The following is a 16,781-nucleotide window of genomic DNA, read 5'->3' as shown; positions in this document are numbered from 1 at the left end:
CGCGCTCCATCAGATTTGTTTTTAGAATTTTTACGAAAAATTAAGCATTAACTTTCGGCGGCTGCCAGATGCTTCCAAAATAACTGGAAACAATCGCTGTATTGTGTAAAGGATTACGATTATCAAAATAAATTGATACCGGGACACCATCTATTTGCGGGAATTGATAGGCATAAGCCGTTATATTTCCACTGCAACAATTGCAATAGCAGAAAATAGAACAGGCATCAGATGCATCATCACTATGGTTATGCGTTTGGTTTAATTGTATTTCCATAGCAGTCTGCTCACAGCGATTGCTAGAATCACTGCAGGGAACAAAAGAAAGTCCCATAATATATGCTATCAATATGAAAACAATTAACCTCATGAATACGCAAATTTAAAAAAAATAAATCAAAATCTCCCCTTGACCCAAGAAATCTATTGGTTAGCGTCATCTCCATTGCCTCCTATAAAATAAGGAGACCGGCGCTTTCAACCGAGCATTTTTTTTTACCCCTTAGGCCTCATAAAACCGCACAATCCTAAACTACACTATCACCTGACACACATATTAATTATAAGTAAATTATTATTCAAATAAAACGAATTATAATTAACAGAAAAACGCATAAAACATGTTTAAACAGCATTTTAAATACAAAACAGCACTATTGTAGATATTTCTCTACAAGAAATACAAGATAACACAAATACAGTCTATTAAGTAAAATGCTATTTATATAATTGCATCGATAAAAAATAAAAGCAATAAAAAAGCAATGGTATACCACATTTTAAACACAAATACGCATACAACTGCAAGATTTTTTTTTAACAAAACAAATAAACAACGAAATCAAATAATCAAAAATCAATAACAAAACAAAATGTCAATTAACATGAATCTAATCCCCCATCGCCGACTGACAAACCTGTTCATGCTAGGCTGCAGCGCTTTCGCGCTTAGCCTCTACTCATGTAACAAAAGCGGAGAAAACACCGCGTTAACAGGAGAAACTGTCGTTAAAATCAATCTATCGGGCGTAGAAGCTTACAATGAAACAGACAACAATGCTGTTCAAAAGCAAGCATCTGCAAACGCATCGCATTCATCAAGCAATGCACCTGATGTACAGGAAATGACTGTACCGTTAGAAAACGGTGGTTCAGTTGACGTTGTCCTAACAAACAATTCTGCGGTTACAAAAAGCCTCGTTGCTTCATCCAACCCCAAACTAGCGGCTGTCCAAACACAAGAGAAGCCATTGGACAAAAACGTCAAGTATAAAGTTGTTGTCTATGACAGCCAAGGAGCTTACGTAACGGCAAAAGATTATAGCTATGGTGAGGAAGCTACTGCCGCAGGTATCGTTCTTGATGCCGGAAAATCATATACGTTCATTGCCTATTCGATCAATAGCACCGCAGCATTACCGGATATTAACAATCAAAACACACTATCCACAGCCAGCTTAAACAATATAAGTGGCGACTTAATGTATTACACAGGCACATTAACGTTAAAAAATGGTGTAAACAATTTAAATGTTGTGTTAAAACACAGATTTAGCCAAATCACCACAACATTGACCATGGATCCAAGTATGACCGGGGCCATCACTCAAATCGGGACTGCAGTACTAAAACCTAGTCACAGTAGTGCAAATTTAAAATTCTCAGATGAAACATTAACGTACAATGGCTTGAACAACGCTGGTGTGACCACGCAATTCCCGGCTTTAGGAAATGGCTTACGTACTATCATCAGTAACCCATCATTATTGATCCACCCCACCACCAGCAACGGGACATTGATGCTCGGCAGTCTAACTCTTGATGGTGAAACCAAAACAAACATCACCATTCCAAATGTTAAGATCAATCCTGGACAAAAATACGATCTGAAACTTAACTTCAGAACCTGTACACAAGATGTAACCAGCAGTGGCTTGAACTGGAGCTATCCGGCAACAACATCGGGTGGTAAAACTGGTATTATGAAAGACGGTAAATTCTATGCCAATGGGACAACAATTGATAGAAACTTCACCGCTCCAGCGGCAGATTATGGTTTTGTTTTCGACATTACCGAACTGGACAATGCATTCAACATGGAAGTAAATGGTGTCAAATTAGCGAAACAGGAAATTCAATTTGAGGTGGGCGCTTCTTCTTCTCAAAATATCCAGTTTGTTGATGGAAGCAAATACGCTGGCAACAATATTGAAACCAACAAAAGAATCGATCAGGTTTACAACATGAAAGGTACAAGTACAAGTCCATTGATCAAACTTGTCATCAGCAGAACTGGCCAGGTGACCATGTTTGGTAGTAAAACATCCGGCGGTCCTTTATACGAACTTAAACTCGTGAATGGCAACAGCTTCAACACATTCCCTTGGAGTGCAACACAAAGCAACACCGTAAAAGTAACCCAACTTGTTGATGGACGTACTATTATCAAGGGTATAGGTGCCGGAAAGAAGAAAATCCCTTGCCAATAATCAATAAATAGATCAATAATCGGAAAGACTAAATCTTGCTGCGTATAACAAAGAAAAACAGCACGTAAAAAATAGCTATTATGGAAAAGAAATTAGCGTACATCGCCCCCAAAATTAATACAACGACAATCGAACTTGAACAAGGTATTGCAGCTGGTTCGGCATATGCCAGACCAGAAGATGCCAACAGCGGTAAAGTAAACGAACAATGGGAAGTAGGATCAACAGATAATAGAAATATCGACTGGTAAACTATTTTCAACAGTAAACAAAAGGAAGGGGCAGTCAAAAATGAATTGCCCCTTTTTATGCAATTTTATAATAGACGATCGTGTCATCCATATTTTTTATTGTCAAACCTTTAGCGTACCCAAGTGCAGACTGTCTGTATTACCTCCACCATAACTTTCGATAAAAAAGATATACACCTCATAGGTCACTTCCTTTCTATTTTTTGGAATTTCAACATTTTGTTTGCCAGACATTAAGCTGCTTTTCAAATCGTTCATCACAAGTGGATACCCGCCCCCATGATCCGCTGCATTATACAGGATTAAGAACGAATCGTAAGATCCCGTGTCAAACTTTTCCTCCAGATAAGCATCATATTCCCAGGTGACCTGAAGCACTTGGTTTTCTTGATCGAAATCCATTGTGTAGGAAGTAATGGGATTGGGGCTTCCTTTGGCAATCATAAATTTCGACCAATCAACGACAAAACCGTCTTCTTCCTGGATAAGTGCTTTATTCAGATTATAAGACATCGCTATATCGTATGCCCGTTTAGGATAGCTGTACACCTTATACCCCATATTGATGATCGGTTTTAATTGGCTAATATGTGACCTCACAATTTTGAAGCGTTTTCTACTCAGCAGTTGCTTAGGAGTGGGCTCCCGTTTTTTAACGCTAGGGAGAGATCGTACATAATTTCCTGTTTTAGTCGACACAAACACAACAGAACCTGCTTTCCCGGAAACAGTTCCATTTACACCATTTTTGATTATTGCCATAATTACTTGATTATGTTATAGATAATAAAGATAAACATTAATACGGAAAAATACGCATACCAAATTATAGCTAAAAACAGTTTTCAATCAATACTTAGACAGTAATTAGTCACTGTTTATTCAGTCTTCACTGAGCAAGCACTGAACAAGCACTGAACGAACACTGAACAAGCACTGTTTAAAAGTGGAATTTGATTACCATCTGTTGCATCTAAGAACTAAAGGAGAAAAGGTAAAAGCCGACGACCTTTCATGCGAACTATAACGTAAAAAAAATGTCTCCTACATTTGCTTAATACAAACATAAGAGACATCTTCTTCTTTTTATCGTAGGTCTTATTGCCAGCCCAAGGCTGGATCGGAAACTCGACCTACTGCTGCAGTTACAGGACAGCCTGCAGACGTTTTGGAAAATCTTCAATCTTTGAAAGACTCAATTGCTTCATAACCTGAAACAAATGCGTCTTAAACATATTGATTGTATGTTCCCCACCTTCATTGCCCAATGCGCCAACCCCATACATAAATGGTCTTCCCATAAAATTGAAATCCGATCCAACTGCATGTGCCCGCGCGAGGTCAACCCCTGATCGAATACCACCATCTAACATGATTTTTATCTTCTTTTTATAGTCTGGGTTGCTCGCCAAGTGGATCAATGAATTGATCGAAGATTCACTTGCATCGAGCTGTCGTCCACCATGATTTGACACAATGACTCCATCAACGCCCAATGCGATAGCAGCCTGCATATCTTCATCGGTGGCAATCCCTTTAAGCACCAGGGGCCCTTTCCAAAGATCCCGAATAGCTTTAATTTTCTCAACATCAACTTTACCCGTAAAGGTTCTGTTCATAAACTGTCCCAGCTGCGCTAAATCAAGTCCCTTTTCCATGTAAGGCTTCAATGTTGCAAAAGAAGGAATTCCATGCCTTAATGTTTCTATCCCCCAAGTTGGACAGGCAAAGGTTTGTAAAATATTGGCGATACTCATTTTAGGCGGCATAGACAATCCGCTTTTTATTTCACGATAACGAAGTCCAAAAGCAGGCACATCCACCAGAACTACCAATACCGGACATTCAACAGCCTCCAGACGTTTAATAATATCATCACGCAACCTGTTTTCCGTAGGATGATAGAGCTGAAACCAGGCTTTCCCATCAGATACCTCGGCAATACGTTCAATACTACTTGTTGATACTGTACTCAAAATATAGGGAATATCATTTTTTGCTGCCGCTTTCGCAAGAATTTCAGGCGCATTCGGCCACATCAATCCCTGAAGTCCGATAGGTGAAACACCAAAAGGTGCACTGTAACGACGACCGAATAATTCTACAGATAGGTCTATTTCTTCGCTCGCAAGCAGATATTGCGGCTTCAACAGAATATTATCAAAATCATTCTCATTTCTGGCAAGGTTCAATTCTTCATTTGCACCTCCGGTCAGATAATCAAATGCAAATCGGGGAATCCTTTTCTTCGCTTTAATCTTTAGATCTTCAACAGAAGGATAACGTGTATTATATATAAATTTCTGGCTCATGATTGATATATTATTTATAAACAGTCTATGACTGCGCGCCAAACTTAGAAAAATTGCATTTCAAATGCAAGCTAATTGTAGCTAATATAAAAAAATCTGTCATACATTTCTGCGATACCCCAATTCAGCACCACCACTTACAGGTAGATTTACCCCTGTGATAAAGCGTGCTTGGTTTGACAGCAGAAACACACAGGCATCGGCAATAACATCGCCCTCGGGACAGTATCCCAGCAAATGAATATCCTTCAAAAAGTCAAAAACCTGTGTTGGATGCGCTTGCTCCAGTGTCCATTTGTTGAGCATGGGTGTCATAACAGCTGCAGGCATAACCGAATTGACACGAATACCGACAGACGCATAGTCTATGGCCATAGATTTTGTCAACGCGTTGATAGCACCCTTTGTGGCGGCATATGCCGCATGGTTCTCCTGGCCAATATCCCCCACTAAACTGCTCGTATTTAGAATACAACCAGCAGATTCCTTTAAATGAGGATAGCCATACCGTGTAGTCAGAAGAACACTTTTCATGTTGGTTTCCAGCAACCTTGTCCATTCATCGTCCGTAGTTTCATGCAAAGGCTTTGCTGGGCTTGCCAGACCAGCATTGTTATGGATTGCATCCAGCCGCCCAAAAACAGCAACAGTCTTTTGGATGGCCAGGTCAACTTCGCGGGCTTGCGTAACATCCGCACAGATACCGATATGTGGCGCACCGATCAGTTCAGCTGTAGCATCTACCGATCCTTGATCGAGACCAATAAAAGCAACCTTTGCCCCTGCTCTGACATAGGCTTTTACACATTCCAAACCGATTCCAGCAGTTCCTCCTGTAATCAATATTATTTTATCTTCTAAGGTTTTCACGTTTTTATTATTCTTGTATTTAGCATCAAGTTCCAAAGAATCGGAACAAATTAAAAATTAGTTGAAAATTACATATAAAATCACGACAATAGCTAACAGCAATGCAGACAAAATACGGTAATTCCCGATACCCGACCAGGCTTTTCCCCGAAGTGGATCCACGGGGTTCTTCCAGTACAAATCCCGACTTTGTGCAGTATGCTGCACGGGATACTTATACGATAACAAAACCTGAAGTAACATACAGATCAAAAACAGATAGAAAGCCATCATCATAAATGGTGTCTGCCCTACCCACGAGTCAGGTAGCAGCTTATTCAGCAAAAATACGGCAACCCCCAAAACAGAACCTATCCACAGGGTAAGTTTTGCAGCTGTTGCTGATGCTCCTTTCCAAAAAACACCTAAAAGAAACACGCAGGTTATTGGTGGTGCAATATGAGCAATCACATCATTTATGCCATAAAAAATACTCTCATAGCGATCCAATAGTGGTAAAAGAGCCAGGGAAAATCCCATGGCAATAACTGCGGCAATTTTCCCGATACGAATAAGCTGTCCATCGGAAGCAGCAGAGCGTCGCTGTTTAAAGATATCGTAACTCACCATGGTCGATATCGAATTTAGTGCACCCGATATCTGACTCATTAAACCCGATAAGAGCGCCGCTACCAACACACCGATCAATCCTGAAGGCAAAAGTTGCGTAATCATGAGTGTATAGATACCTTTTGAATTGACCTGCCCTTGATGGTCTACGCCAAGACTGCTTAAATCCAATTGACCTGTTTTAAACAGCGTATACGCAAATAGCCCCGGAAGCACAAAAATAAATACAGGCAAAATTTTCAGAAAACCACAAAAAAGGGCACCCACACGTCCATGGTTTTCGTCCTTGGCTCCTAAAACGCGCTGAACAATCGTCTGATCGGCACACCAGTACCAGATGCCTAAAATCGGATAGCCAAACAATACGGCATACCAAGGCATTCCACTTCCATCGTTGCTACCACGGAGCATAGAAAGACGATCAAGGGCATTATCCTGCGCCAGAACAGCTTTCATAGGCATCCAACCGCCCATCTTGTCAAAAGCTGCAAAACTGATAATAAAAGCTCCTGCAAGCAACACAATTGTCTGGATAGATTCCGTCACCACAACAGCGCGCAGCCCACCCAATATCGTATATATTCCAGTTATCACACAGATTACCGTAATACTCAAATACATATTAAATCCAAAAAGTGTTCGTAGCACAATCCCTCCGGCCAACATCGAAAAAGCGATATGAATAACAATGGCCGATAGTATGGATATAAACGTGAGCCAATCTCTGCTGGAACGATCATAACGCCGTTCCAGAAAGTCAGGCAAAGTTGTAACACCCGATTTGAGGTAAAATGGCACAAAAAAAAGCGCCAGTAAGATTAAAGTAAAGGCAGCCATCCATTCAAAGTTGCCGTTAAGCAAGCCTGTATCAAATCCGCTCTGTGCCAAACTAACCAGATGTACCGTTGAAATATTAGTTGCAAAAAGCGCCAACCCAATGGCTGGCCACCGAAGTGTCTTTCCAGCCAAAAAATACCCTTCAGCGCTTATTTCCTTCACTTTCTTAAATCGCCCTGATCCAGCCAATATGCCGACAACCAAAATCAACACAATATAAAAGATGGCGATACCTAAATCTAAATTTCCTAACATAACGTCAACTTATAACAAATCACAACTGCTTCCCACATCCATTGGGGTACGGTACACGCCATTCGCTATAGACACAGGATGTACAAAATGAGACTTTAGGTGTGGAATATGCTCCAAAAACAAAGCCTCATGCCCAAGGCTTATATGGTTAAACAAAACAAGATGCTGATGAAGCTGCCCCATATCACCGACATGCGGTACAACAGGAATATTGTATTTTCGACAAAGTAGACTCACTGAAATAAACTCGCTCACGCCGCCGACCCGAACAGCATCCACCTGTACAAATCCCGCCGCACCCATTTGAAGGTAATTTTTAAACAAGATACGGTTCGGCACATGCTCACCCATGGCAACTTTTATCGGCGCAATGTGCTCGGCTAAGCGTTTATGTCCAACAATGTCGTCAGGATGTGTCGGCTCCTCTACCCAAAAAGGATTCATCTCCTTAAGCTCTTGACAGATGGATAGCGCCTGAGGTAGCGTCCATTGCTGATTCGCATCGAGCATTACTTTAGCTTCATCACCCGCAACCTCCCGTACAATATGCGCACGACGAATATCCCGTAATGTATCTTCACTACCTACTTTGAGTTTCATTGCGGAGAAACCGTTATCTAAAGCACGTTTACAATTCTCCCGTACTTTTTCATCAGAATAGTTAAACCAGCCTACTGATGTATCGTAGCCCGCATAGCCCTTTTCAATAATGTCCATTCTTTTATGACCAGTTGAGATAGTCGACTCCAACAGGCTGATGGCTTCACCCTTTGTAAACTCATCTTCCAAATAGGAAAGATCCAACGTATTGACAATCTCTTCAGCACTGAGGTCGGTTAACAGCTTCCAAAGTGGAACTCCTCTCGTTTTAGCCCAGAGGTCAAAACAGGCATTTGTTACCGAACCTAGGGCCAGATGAACGATACCTTTATGGGGACCCAACCAACGAAATTGCTGTTCGTTGCTCAACTTATTAAACAATTGACCAAAATTTGCCATAAGATCTTCAATTGGAATCCCTTTCAATCGTTCGGCATAGAAAGCTGCAGCACGACAGACCAGCTCATTTCCTTCTCCCAGTGTAAAAGCCAGACCTGTGCCTACACGCCCCTTATCATCTGCCAATAGAGTCACAGCATAAGAATAGATCGGATCCTTGTGTATCGCATCACTGCCCGCACCTGTAGCCAAAGGAAATCTCCGATCCTGAATATCAAACGTCTTTATCATAAAATTTTAACGTACTTGTTTTTAGTGTTTAGGTTAATCTATTTTGAATTACAACTTTAACTTATTCTTTAATTTGCGCAAAATGTCAACATCCGAATCCTTTATGCGTCCCATCCGATTGGGACCAACGTTTAAGATCAGGATATTGTCTTGTGCGGTTGCGGTCTGATAAATCCCCGCAAGCTCTTCCAAAGACTTATACTTCTTGTCTGTAGTATTATAAAACCAGCGTTCTCCAAGTACCACTGTTGTCTCAAAAGGCATATAGTACGTATTCCCCTGGGCCATAAAAAGCTTAGGATCAGGATTGATGGGAAGATAAGGATCGCCTAGCCTAAAGTCACTTGGAAAGTAACGTATAGGATAATAATTCTGCTGATCTTTCGGCAAAACAATGTGTTTGTCTGTGTTCTCAGGTGATCCTATACTCCAGTTTATACCAATTTGACATCCGGGCATCTTTTTCTTGATCAAATTGTAAATCGCCTGCGTGGGCCATCGATAGCTCTCTTTTTCCCAGCCACCGTCCAGCCAAAGCTCAACGATATCTGTATACTTTTTGGTCATATCAACCAACTCACTAAGCTGGTTCAACATATATTGATTATATGCTGCATCTGCAGACATGTCTTTTACATTGGGGTTCTGCTTTCGGTCCCATAAAGAATAATACAAACCAAGGCGCATCCCCTGTTTGGCGCATTCTTTAGCCAGCTCCTGCACAACATTTGTCGCGTTTGAAGAACTCGCCACATCGTAGTCCGTATACTTACTATCCCATAAACAAAAACCTTCATGATGTTTCGTAACCAAAATCATGTACTTCATCCCAGCTTCCTTTGCCGTTGAAACCCACTGTTTAACCTCAATAGCCGATGGCGCATACGAGCTAGCAGGTTTAGATCCGTCTGTCCACTCCTGGTCATGAAATGTATTCATGCCAAAATGAACGAACATACCATATTTTCGGTCAATTTGCTCCCGCTGATAAGCATTGGGGTGTATCGATGGAACAGGTACAATAGTCTTTGTCTGCGCACAAAGATTTGTTCCCAATACAGCAAGTGCCAAACTAAATAATAATTTCTTTCTCATGGTTATATAATGTTGGTTATTACAGCATTCATTCTTTTTCTTTCTTTATTCCGTATGGAATACTTCCGCCATACCAGACCATATCTCCCCTTTCTCCTGTGCATCGGACAGGGGTTGCTGACAAGGATCTGTTTCTTTCCACCAACGCTGTGTCTCTGGATCGGACGCCATCTTCTGCATATCAAGCTTGAAATTTTGTCCTACATATTCGAAATAGCTAAAAAGAAAAAATTTACCGTCTATTTCCTTCAAAAAAATAGAATAATTGCGGATATGACATGCCTTGATCTTTCGAAGTACCGTGGGCCAAACCTTAGCATGAAGCTTCTTATAATAAGCTACTTTCTCTGCTTTTAATCCTGTTATAGATGCATAGCGAGCCATAGGGCGGCTTCTTTCTGTAGACCGAAAGGCTGTCGCACAGAGTACGACAAAGACGATCATCATGCGATAAGGATATAATTTAGGATTCATAAGCTCTACGCGTTATTTTATACGAAATTACGCGCTTAACAGTTCTGTGACTACTGCTAGATTGCTTAATTCTCCCACTATATTAACATTTTTACCTCTGCTTACCTCTTTTTAGGGCAAAATAAGCTATATTACTTGCTCTTAATTAAAATAACCAAACGCATGAAACCTGTTTTTGCAAAAATTCTGGAAGGTGCAGCTATTACGACTTTTGCGACCAAAGATGTGCAGCGACCATTCTTCTCCACCGAATTTCACTTTCATAGCGCCTGTCAAATGACCTATATTGTGGAAAGTGAGGGAAAACGGATCATTGGAGATAATGTGAGTAACTTTGTTTCTGATGAACTCACTTTTGTAGGGCCCGATCTGCCACATGTTTGGCACAATAACAATATAAATTGCCAGGACTCTGCTATTGCGGAGACAAAGACATCCCGCTCTTTGGCCTTGTATATAGAACCTAAATTAATGATTAAAGTTTTAGGGCATTTCTTTCAGACGCACAAAATCGAAGCATTCTTTTCGGCCTCAAAACGTGGTCTCCTATTCCGTGGTGCAACAAAGGAAAAATTAAAGGTAAAGCTAAAAAAGATCGTACAGCTGGATTATGGCTTTGAGAAAACCATTTTGTTATTGGAGATTATCGAATTGATGTTATCCACAGATGAATTTGATTACCTCTCCAGCGCGGGATACACCCACAACTATAGTCCTATTGACAATAGTAAAATTGACAGCATCTTTAAATTCGTTTTTAACAACTATACCAGAGAAATTCAATTGGATCAAGTTGCGCAGCTATCTAATATGTCGAAACATTCCTTTTGCCGTTACTTCAAATCCCGTACGCAGAAAACCTTCGTCCAGTTTGTCAATGAGGTGCGCATTAGTGAATCCTGTAGATTGATTTTTGAAAATAAGCATCAAATCACGCACATTGCTTATGCTTGTGGTTTTAATAGCCTTTCAAACTTTAATAAAATCTTCAAGTCAATTAAAGGAATCACACCTAGTCAGTACAAAGCTCAAATACGGTAGTAGCACCAAAGCAGGTAGGCTATTCTTAGCTATGGAGCAGAAAAACCTTTGAAGAACGGATCTTTTAAGATAAAGCTAATAAATGCAAACAAATTCAGTTTCAGTGGGGTCTCTATAGAAACTTAAAGTTTGGCGATGAAAAAGAGAAAAAACTTATTTGAACGGTTCTCAAACTGGGCGACACACGCAACTGGTAGTTCAGCGGCATTTATTATTGCAACATCTACAGTTATCATTTGGGCAGTGAGTGGTCCCATATTTAACTACGCTGAAACCTGGCAACTGGTCATCAATACAGGTACGACCATTGTTACTTTTCTAATGGTATTTCTTATTCAAAAATCGCAGAATAAGGATTCAAAGGCAATCCACCTCAAGCTCAATGAATTGATTGCCTCTCACGAGGGCACTAGCAATAGAATGGTTAATTTGGAAGATCTCAGTGAAGAAGAACTTGATCAGCTTGCAAAATTTTATGCCCACGTCGCTAAATTGGCGCTTCAGGAAGGTGACCTTACCTGCACACATTCAATTGATGCCGCAAAGGAAAATCACGCTTTTAAAATGAAGGCTCGAAAAGAAAGACACACCGCCACAGACGGTAACAGAACAGACAAGACGGATTAGCATTTCAAATTATTAATGATAAAAAAATAAATCCCCGTAATGGGGATTATTATAAATTGTAAAGCCGTGCTTCCCATATTAGAGTATTTCATAGCTCATTTTTTGGAAAAGTCCCAGCAAAATTGGATTGAGCCTTTTATACTTTCTTTACATAGGTGCTTTTAGCAACACACTTACTGATCATTTTCTTCGGTTTTCACAATCGTGTTATAGACAGCTACCTATTTAGCTTTCGAATTAAGATTTGTATCGGCCAGCGCACTTAGATCTTCGTCACATTTCTTTTCCTCATCCAGTGTTTCAAGTAGCAATTTCAAAGCATCCTTATGTTCCAGCACTTTTGCAAAAGCCGCCAGTGTGCCATAAGTAGCAATTTCATAATGTTCCACCTTTTGAGCCGCAGCAATAATAGCGGCATCCCGAACAGACCCGACTTCTGTTTCTTTCATAAGGCTTTCTGCTTCTTCAACCAAGCCCGCCATCGCTTCGCATTTTTCAGCTTTTGCTTTCACTCCTATAAACTCAAAACATTGTTCGAGGCGCCCCACATGCGTTTCTGTTTCCGCCAAATGTTTAGAAATAGCAGATTTCAATTGTTTTGAACTTGCATTTTTTTCCATCTTAGGAAGTGCCTTTGTCAGCGCTTTCTCAGCCCAGTAAATATCTTTTAGACCATCTTCAAATAATTCCGCTAAATCTTTTGCTGCACCTGCCTCGGCACGTAGCTTTCTTCCTTCCGAAGCAGATGCTGAAGTTGATGTGCTACCTGATTTTGTGCTTGTTTTGCTTTTGTCTGCTGATGTTGTTGCCATAATAATAAGTTTTATGCTCCGAAGAGCTGTTCGTCAAATAAACAGATCTCAAACTTTTTTCGTTCAGCAAATCACGCTGATACTTCCAAATCAAGCATTTACCACATATCTCCAGTAAAAACACGTTTTTCCGACACAAGGCCCCAAAAGAAGAACCACGCTACAATTAACGTACAAATCATGCTAAATTGCGTACTAACACAGTTAACGATCAAGCAACAGCGGTGGTTCATCAACAAATGATTATAAATTAAATGTAGTATGAATAAAAATTGCACAACTCAGGATGCCCATCGAGGTATGGCCATTCTCGGTTCAACGATCGTATCACAATCAGGTCCCGAAAATCTTCCGAACGATATTCCGGACGAGCATGAAGAAGATCTACCGGAAAACACACCGTATCAACAACCGGAAATTGATCAGGAAGATTCTAAAACGGATGAAGAAATAGACCTAGGCATTGCCGAGGAAGAACCGGAGATACCCAGCCAAAAAACAACTGTTTCATAGCTGCCTGTTTTTAGTTTAGCTGAGTAATTTATTTTTGATGTTCCGAAATTGACATAAAAGCTTTAATCATGGTATAATACGAATTTGTACGATGCATTTACGTAAACAACACCGTTTTCGATTTAAATACGTAAAATATAACAGTTCCAAACCCTAGCTTCTCGACCACTGTTCACTATTTAAAACACACACATAAAGGAGTCTATGTTTATATCATCGGTATCGTCTTATCCATTTTAGCATCTTCTACTATCATTAGTTATGGACAAACAAGGAAATGACAACCGAAATAGCATACATCGTTAACAATTAAACAATAGCATTATGAAAACCTTTTTAAAAACTTTGGGAACGCTGCTAGTGATTTTTGCTTGCATTTTAACTGTTCAGGCGCAAGACAGCAAACCCGCTCAGCCACAGCCTGGAGACCTGGACTTCGCCAGCAAAGCCACGGCCAGCAACAATTTCGAACTGCAGGCAGCAAGCATTGCTCTTGCAAAATCACAAAACGCGAATATAAAACAATATGCACAGATGATCGCAGACGATCATACTGCTGTAGGAAATGAACTGTCGACCATTGTAAAGAGTAAAAATTGGCAGCTGAGTACGAGTGACGATCAAAATTATAAATCCATGATCGACCAACTCAATCATGCGGACACAGCAAGTTTTGACCGCATCTATACCGATCTGATGGTTAAGAGTCATCAGGATGCCATTTCACTTTTCAAAGATGCGAGCACAGGCACAGCAATTACAGATGCTGACCTTAAGAAATTCGCTACTGATAAAATTCCCGCATTTGAAAAACATCTTGATCAAATTAAAAATATGCAGCCTTCAGATCCTTCGATAAGTGATATGCACATTACACCAAATGCGCCATCGCCAGCTGTTAAGAACAAAGTGCTCAAACCGACATTAAAATAATAAGCATATTTATTTCATTTATTCACTCCGAAGGACAAAGCCATAAAGGCGATGTCCCTCGTTAATTCTTATCATACCATGGAACAGACATTCGACTACATACATGAACTTCTTAATAGACAAATGGCGCTACGTGCTAAAATAGAAGACAGCCCTATTGCGGGCGAAATTAAAATGAGCTATGGGCAGGATTTTTATCAGGAAGAAGTGAGGGCTATGGGGCTTGCAATGATTCGCGATGGCTGGGACATGGAGGGCGAACAACTGATCCTCGATTTCACACATGAACACTATCCGACGCGAGCGAAGGATGAACTTATGTGGATCAACAAAATGATGCGTTACCTAGAGGTTATTACCGATACCTTTATTGACAATCTACATGCCGAGGGCTACCGCTGGTTACAAGGCAATGTGGATATGCCCAATGAACACGCGATATTCTATCCCGTTCACGACATAGATGCATTTGGAAAATTGTCCCAAGAACTAGGGTTGAATACTCTTATAGATCTGAAAATACCAAACCCATTGGAGCAGTTACCAGGTTGGATCTATTATCGCTCTGTAAGTAAATAATTTTGCACCATCGTTCGCAAAGATACAACTGGGTCAATCCGTATTTTTACCGCGATCCAGATTGTCCAATGGCACCCCTTCTTTTGCGCTCCCGTCATTTTTTGTCGTATCTTTTCCGCGGCTTCGGTGAATATTGTCTAACGGTAGACCATTTTGGTTGACTGCGGTGTCTATCAAAGTTTCCTCTCCTTCATTATTAGCCCTATTATCGCAAGATATTGCTGTTGCCACAAATGCGATGGTCAAATAAAAATATTTTATCATAATCTTATCTTTTATTTATGTTTTTTACCCCTTCCCAGATTAGCTATGTGAAGTGTCAATAGGCTTTGATTCAGGTGATCCCTTTCGACGTCACAATATGGTTTTACCAAGGAAGAGTTATCTGTTAAATATTTATTTTCTTTCCTTGAGTGTAAAGCTTATTCGGCCATTCGGTTCCATTAAAGCCATATCTACTTCATCAAGGTGCTTACTGTTTGTTTCTAGCCGCAAGCTCGTCAGTAGATCTGTGCGACTTACACCCAGTCGATCCATCTGATCCCATTGGATTTTACCGTTCTTGTATAAAACAGCCGGCTTACCTTTTACCATATTACCCAAATAGGGAAGCCGGGCCGATACCTGGGCCAGGATTTTATTGACAATAATCATGACAAAGCCAGCGAACACCGTTGACAGGAACGGCGAGGCGCCAACTATCCCTCTAGCCAACACTGCACCTAGCATAATAATGATTACGAAATCCACACCCGACTTTCGGCCGAGAATTCGAATTCCTCCTAGTCGAACCAGAAAAAGCGCTATAATAAACATAATAAACGCGCGCGATCCCATCTGTAACATTGTGAGATCCTCACCAGAGCCAAAAAAACTGTCCATATCTATGCTGTTTAGATCGTTGTGATATGTCCATCCATACTTCATCAGGCAATGAGCCCTCTATTTTATTTCAGACCATTTTATTTCAGAACATCGATAAGAGCCCTCCGAGTTCCAAAAATTTTTAAATAGAGTACTTTTACTATTAATCTGGTGGATAATACGTTTTCATTGACTATCAACAAACTACTGCATTTATTTGACTGTCTTTAATAAAAAGTAGACAATATGATTCATTTAGATAATCCACCTGAGGATTGCTTGGCTTTCTTTCAAGATACATTGAGACTGCTACAAGAGAACGGATGTCAATTTATGGTAGGTGGCGGTTTGGCTATGTTTCACTACACAGGGATCATACGGCCTACGAAAGACATGGATATTTTTTGCAAAAGCAGCGAATACCCAAAAATTCTCAAGCATTTTGCCGCCAGTGGTTATAAAACGGAATTGACGGATGTAAGATGGCTGGCCAAGATTTATAAGCCCCCCTATTTTATTGACATTATTTTTGATAGTGTCAATCACAATTGTACTGTGGAACAAGATTGGTTTGACAGGGGGCCTGAGGGAGTGTTGTTTGATACAACCGTACGTTATATACCCGCAGAAGAACTCGTTTGGTGTAAACTGTATGTGCAAAACCGAGAGCGGCACGATAGCGCCGATATAAACCATATTTGGCTAAAATATGGGAAGAAACTGGACTGGGATCGTTTATTATCCCGGATGGATCAACATTGGCACCTCTTGTTGGCCCAAATGCTCATCTTTCAGTTTACCTATCCGCATGACTATCGCGATATTCTACCAAAGGAATTATTTGATCAGCTTATTAAGCGCGCAGCAGACCAGTATGAACTGCCTCCTTGCTTAGAGAAAGTTTGCCTTGGACCGCTCATCGACCAGACACAATATGAGATCGATATTAAAGAATGGGATTATAAATCATATACCATAAAAACTGTTTGA

Annotated in this window: 19 protein-coding genes; 8 read left to right on the top strand and 11 right to left on the bottom strand. The window is 40.5% G+C overall.

Features of this window, described 5'->3' with window-relative positions; all coding sequences use genetic code 11:
* Nucleotides 1-40: 40 nt before the first annotated feature.
* Nucleotides 41-370 carry a DUF6660 family protein gene (locus BV902_RS14540; RefSeq protein ID WP_145330541.1) on the bottom strand — a complete coding sequence of 110 codons (330 nt, stop codon included), beginning with the start codon at nucleotides 368-370 and terminating at the stop codon, nucleotides 41-43.
* Between the two features lie 514 nt (nucleotides 371-884).
* Between BV902_RS14540 and BV902_RS14535 the strand changes: the two genes are divergently transcribed.
* Nucleotides 885-2,489: a fimbrillin family protein gene (locus BV902_RS14535; RefSeq protein WP_157626080.1), complete on the top strand. Its 1,605-nt coding sequence runs from the start codon at nucleotides 885-887 to the stop codon at nucleotides 2,487-2,489.
* 80 nt (nucleotides 2,490-2,569) lie between these two features.
* On the top strand, nucleotides 2,570-2,740 hold the full coding sequence (locus BV902_RS27565) for a hypothetical protein (RefSeq protein ID WP_167512273.1): 171 nt from the start codon (nucleotides 2,570-2,572) through the stop codon (nucleotides 2,738-2,740).
* Between the two features lie 102 nt (nucleotides 2,741-2,842).
* Here BV902_RS27565 and BV902_RS14530 read toward each other — a convergent pair whose 3' ends face one another.
* From BV902_RS14530 to BV902_RS14500, 7 genes are all read right to left on the bottom strand, one after another.
* Nucleotides 2,843-3,502, bottom strand: coding sequence for a DUF6266 family protein (locus tag BV902_RS14530; protein WP_075992561.1), 660 nt, complete (start codon nucleotides 3,500-3,502; stop codon nucleotides 2,843-2,845).
* Nucleotides 3,503-3,885: 383 nt separating this feature from the next.
* Nucleotides 3,886-5,052 (bottom strand): alpha-hydroxy acid oxidase, encoded by a 1,167-nt coding sequence (locus tag BV902_RS14525; RefSeq protein ID WP_075992560.1) that lies wholly within the window; start codon nucleotides 5,050-5,052, stop codon nucleotides 3,886-3,888.
* Nucleotides 5,053-5,151: 99 nt separating this feature from the next.
* On the bottom strand, nucleotides 5,152-5,922 hold the full coding sequence (locus tag BV902_RS14520) for an SDR family NAD(P)-dependent oxidoreductase (protein ID WP_075994786.1): 771 nt from the start codon (nucleotides 5,920-5,922) through the stop codon (nucleotides 5,152-5,154).
* Nucleotides 5,923-5,979: 57 nt separating this feature from the next.
* Complete coding sequence (locus tag BV902_RS14515; protein WP_075992559.1) at nucleotides 5,980-7,623, bottom strand: sodium:solute symporter; 1,644 nt, start codon at nucleotides 7,621-7,623, stop codon at nucleotides 5,980-5,982.
* A gap of 9 nt (nucleotides 7,624-7,632) precedes the next feature.
* Nucleotides 7,633-8,853, bottom strand: coding sequence for an enolase C-terminal domain-like protein (locus BV902_RS14510; RefSeq protein ID WP_075992558.1), 1,221 nt, complete (start codon nucleotides 8,851-8,853; stop codon nucleotides 7,633-7,635).
* A 48-nt stretch (nucleotides 8,854-8,901) separates the two neighbouring features.
* Nucleotides 8,902-9,948, bottom strand: a complete 1,047-nt coding sequence (locus BV902_RS14505; protein ID WP_075992557.1) for an alpha-L-fucosidase — start codon at nucleotides 9,946-9,948, stop codon at nucleotides 8,902-8,904.
* A 45-nt stretch (nucleotides 9,949-9,993) separates the two neighbouring features.
* Nucleotides 9,994-10,422, bottom strand: a complete 429-nt coding sequence (locus BV902_RS14500) for an L-rhamnose mutarotase (RefSeq protein ID WP_237241641.1) — start codon at nucleotides 10,420-10,422, stop codon at nucleotides 9,994-9,996.
* A gap of 162 nt (nucleotides 10,423-10,584) precedes the next feature.
* Here BV902_RS14500 and BV902_RS14495 point away from each other — a divergent pair, with 162 nt between their 5' ends.
* Nucleotides 10,585-11,463, top strand: coding sequence for an AraC family transcriptional regulator (locus BV902_RS14495; protein WP_075992556.1), 879 nt, complete (start codon nucleotides 10,585-10,587; stop codon nucleotides 11,461-11,463).
* 135 nt (nucleotides 11,464-11,598) lie between these two features.
* The gene (locus BV902_RS14490) at nucleotides 11,599-12,090 is read left to right on the top strand and encodes a low affinity iron permease family protein (RefSeq protein ID WP_075992555.1); all 492 of its coding nucleotides are present in this window, start codon (nucleotides 11,599-11,601) and stop codon (nucleotides 12,088-12,090) included.
* A 221-nt stretch (nucleotides 12,091-12,311) separates the two neighbouring features.
* Here BV902_RS14490 and BV902_RS14485 read toward each other — a convergent pair whose 3' ends face one another.
* Nucleotides 12,312-12,902 (bottom strand): YciE/YciF ferroxidase family protein, encoded by a 591-nt coding sequence (locus tag BV902_RS14485; protein ID WP_075992554.1) that lies wholly within the window; start codon nucleotides 12,900-12,902, stop codon nucleotides 12,312-12,314.
* Nucleotides 12,903-13,163: 261 nt separating this feature from the next.
* On the opposite strand from BV902_RS14485, the gene BV902_RS14480 reads away from it, so the two are divergent.
* The 3 genes from BV902_RS14480 (at nucleotide 13,164) to BV902_RS14470 (ending at nucleotide 14,927) form a co-directional block, all read left to right on the top strand.
* Nucleotides 13,164-13,415 carry a hypothetical protein gene (locus BV902_RS14480; protein ID WP_157626078.1) on the top strand — a complete coding sequence of 84 codons (252 nt, stop codon included), beginning with the start codon at nucleotides 13,164-13,166 and terminating at the stop codon, nucleotides 13,413-13,415.
* A 324-nt stretch (nucleotides 13,416-13,739) separates the two neighbouring features.
* Nucleotides 13,740-14,348, top strand: a complete 609-nt coding sequence (locus BV902_RS14475) for a DUF4142 domain-containing protein (protein ID WP_075992552.1) — start codon at nucleotides 13,740-13,742, stop codon at nucleotides 14,346-14,348.
* A 78-nt stretch (nucleotides 14,349-14,426) separates the two neighbouring features.
* Nucleotides 14,427-14,927, top strand: coding sequence for a hypothetical protein (locus tag BV902_RS14470; protein ID WP_075994784.1), 501 nt, complete (start codon nucleotides 14,427-14,429; stop codon nucleotides 14,925-14,927).
* Nucleotides 14,928-14,960: 33 nt separating this feature from the next.
* Here BV902_RS14470 and BV902_RS14465 read toward each other — a convergent pair whose 3' ends face one another.
* Together BV902_RS14465 and BV902_RS14460 are read right to left on the bottom strand one after the other, a co-directional pair.
* On the bottom strand, nucleotides 14,961-15,191 hold the full coding sequence (locus BV902_RS14465) for a hypothetical protein (RefSeq protein WP_075992551.1): 231 nt from the start codon (nucleotides 15,189-15,191) through the stop codon (nucleotides 14,961-14,963).
* A gap of 132 nt (nucleotides 15,192-15,323) precedes the next feature.
* Nucleotides 15,324-15,854 carry a DUF421 domain-containing protein gene (locus BV902_RS14460; protein WP_083663621.1) on the bottom strand — a complete coding sequence of 177 codons (531 nt, stop codon included), beginning with the start codon at nucleotides 15,852-15,854 and terminating at the stop codon, nucleotides 15,324-15,326.
* A 183-nt stretch (nucleotides 15,855-16,037) separates the two neighbouring features.
* On the opposite strand from BV902_RS14460, the gene BV902_RS14455 reads away from it, so the two are divergent.
* Entirely contained in the window at nucleotides 16,038-16,781 is a 744-nt protein-coding gene (locus BV902_RS14455) for a nucleotidyltransferase (RefSeq protein ID WP_075992550.1), read from the top strand.

Source organism: Sphingobacterium sp. B29 (assembly GCF_001952815.1).
GTDB lineage: Bacteria > Bacteroidota > Bacteroidia > Sphingobacteriales > Sphingobacteriaceae > Sphingobacterium > Sphingobacterium siyangense.
The sequence above is the reverse complement of the archived record's forward strand: the minus strand, read 5'-3'. Positions and strand labels throughout refer to the sequence as shown.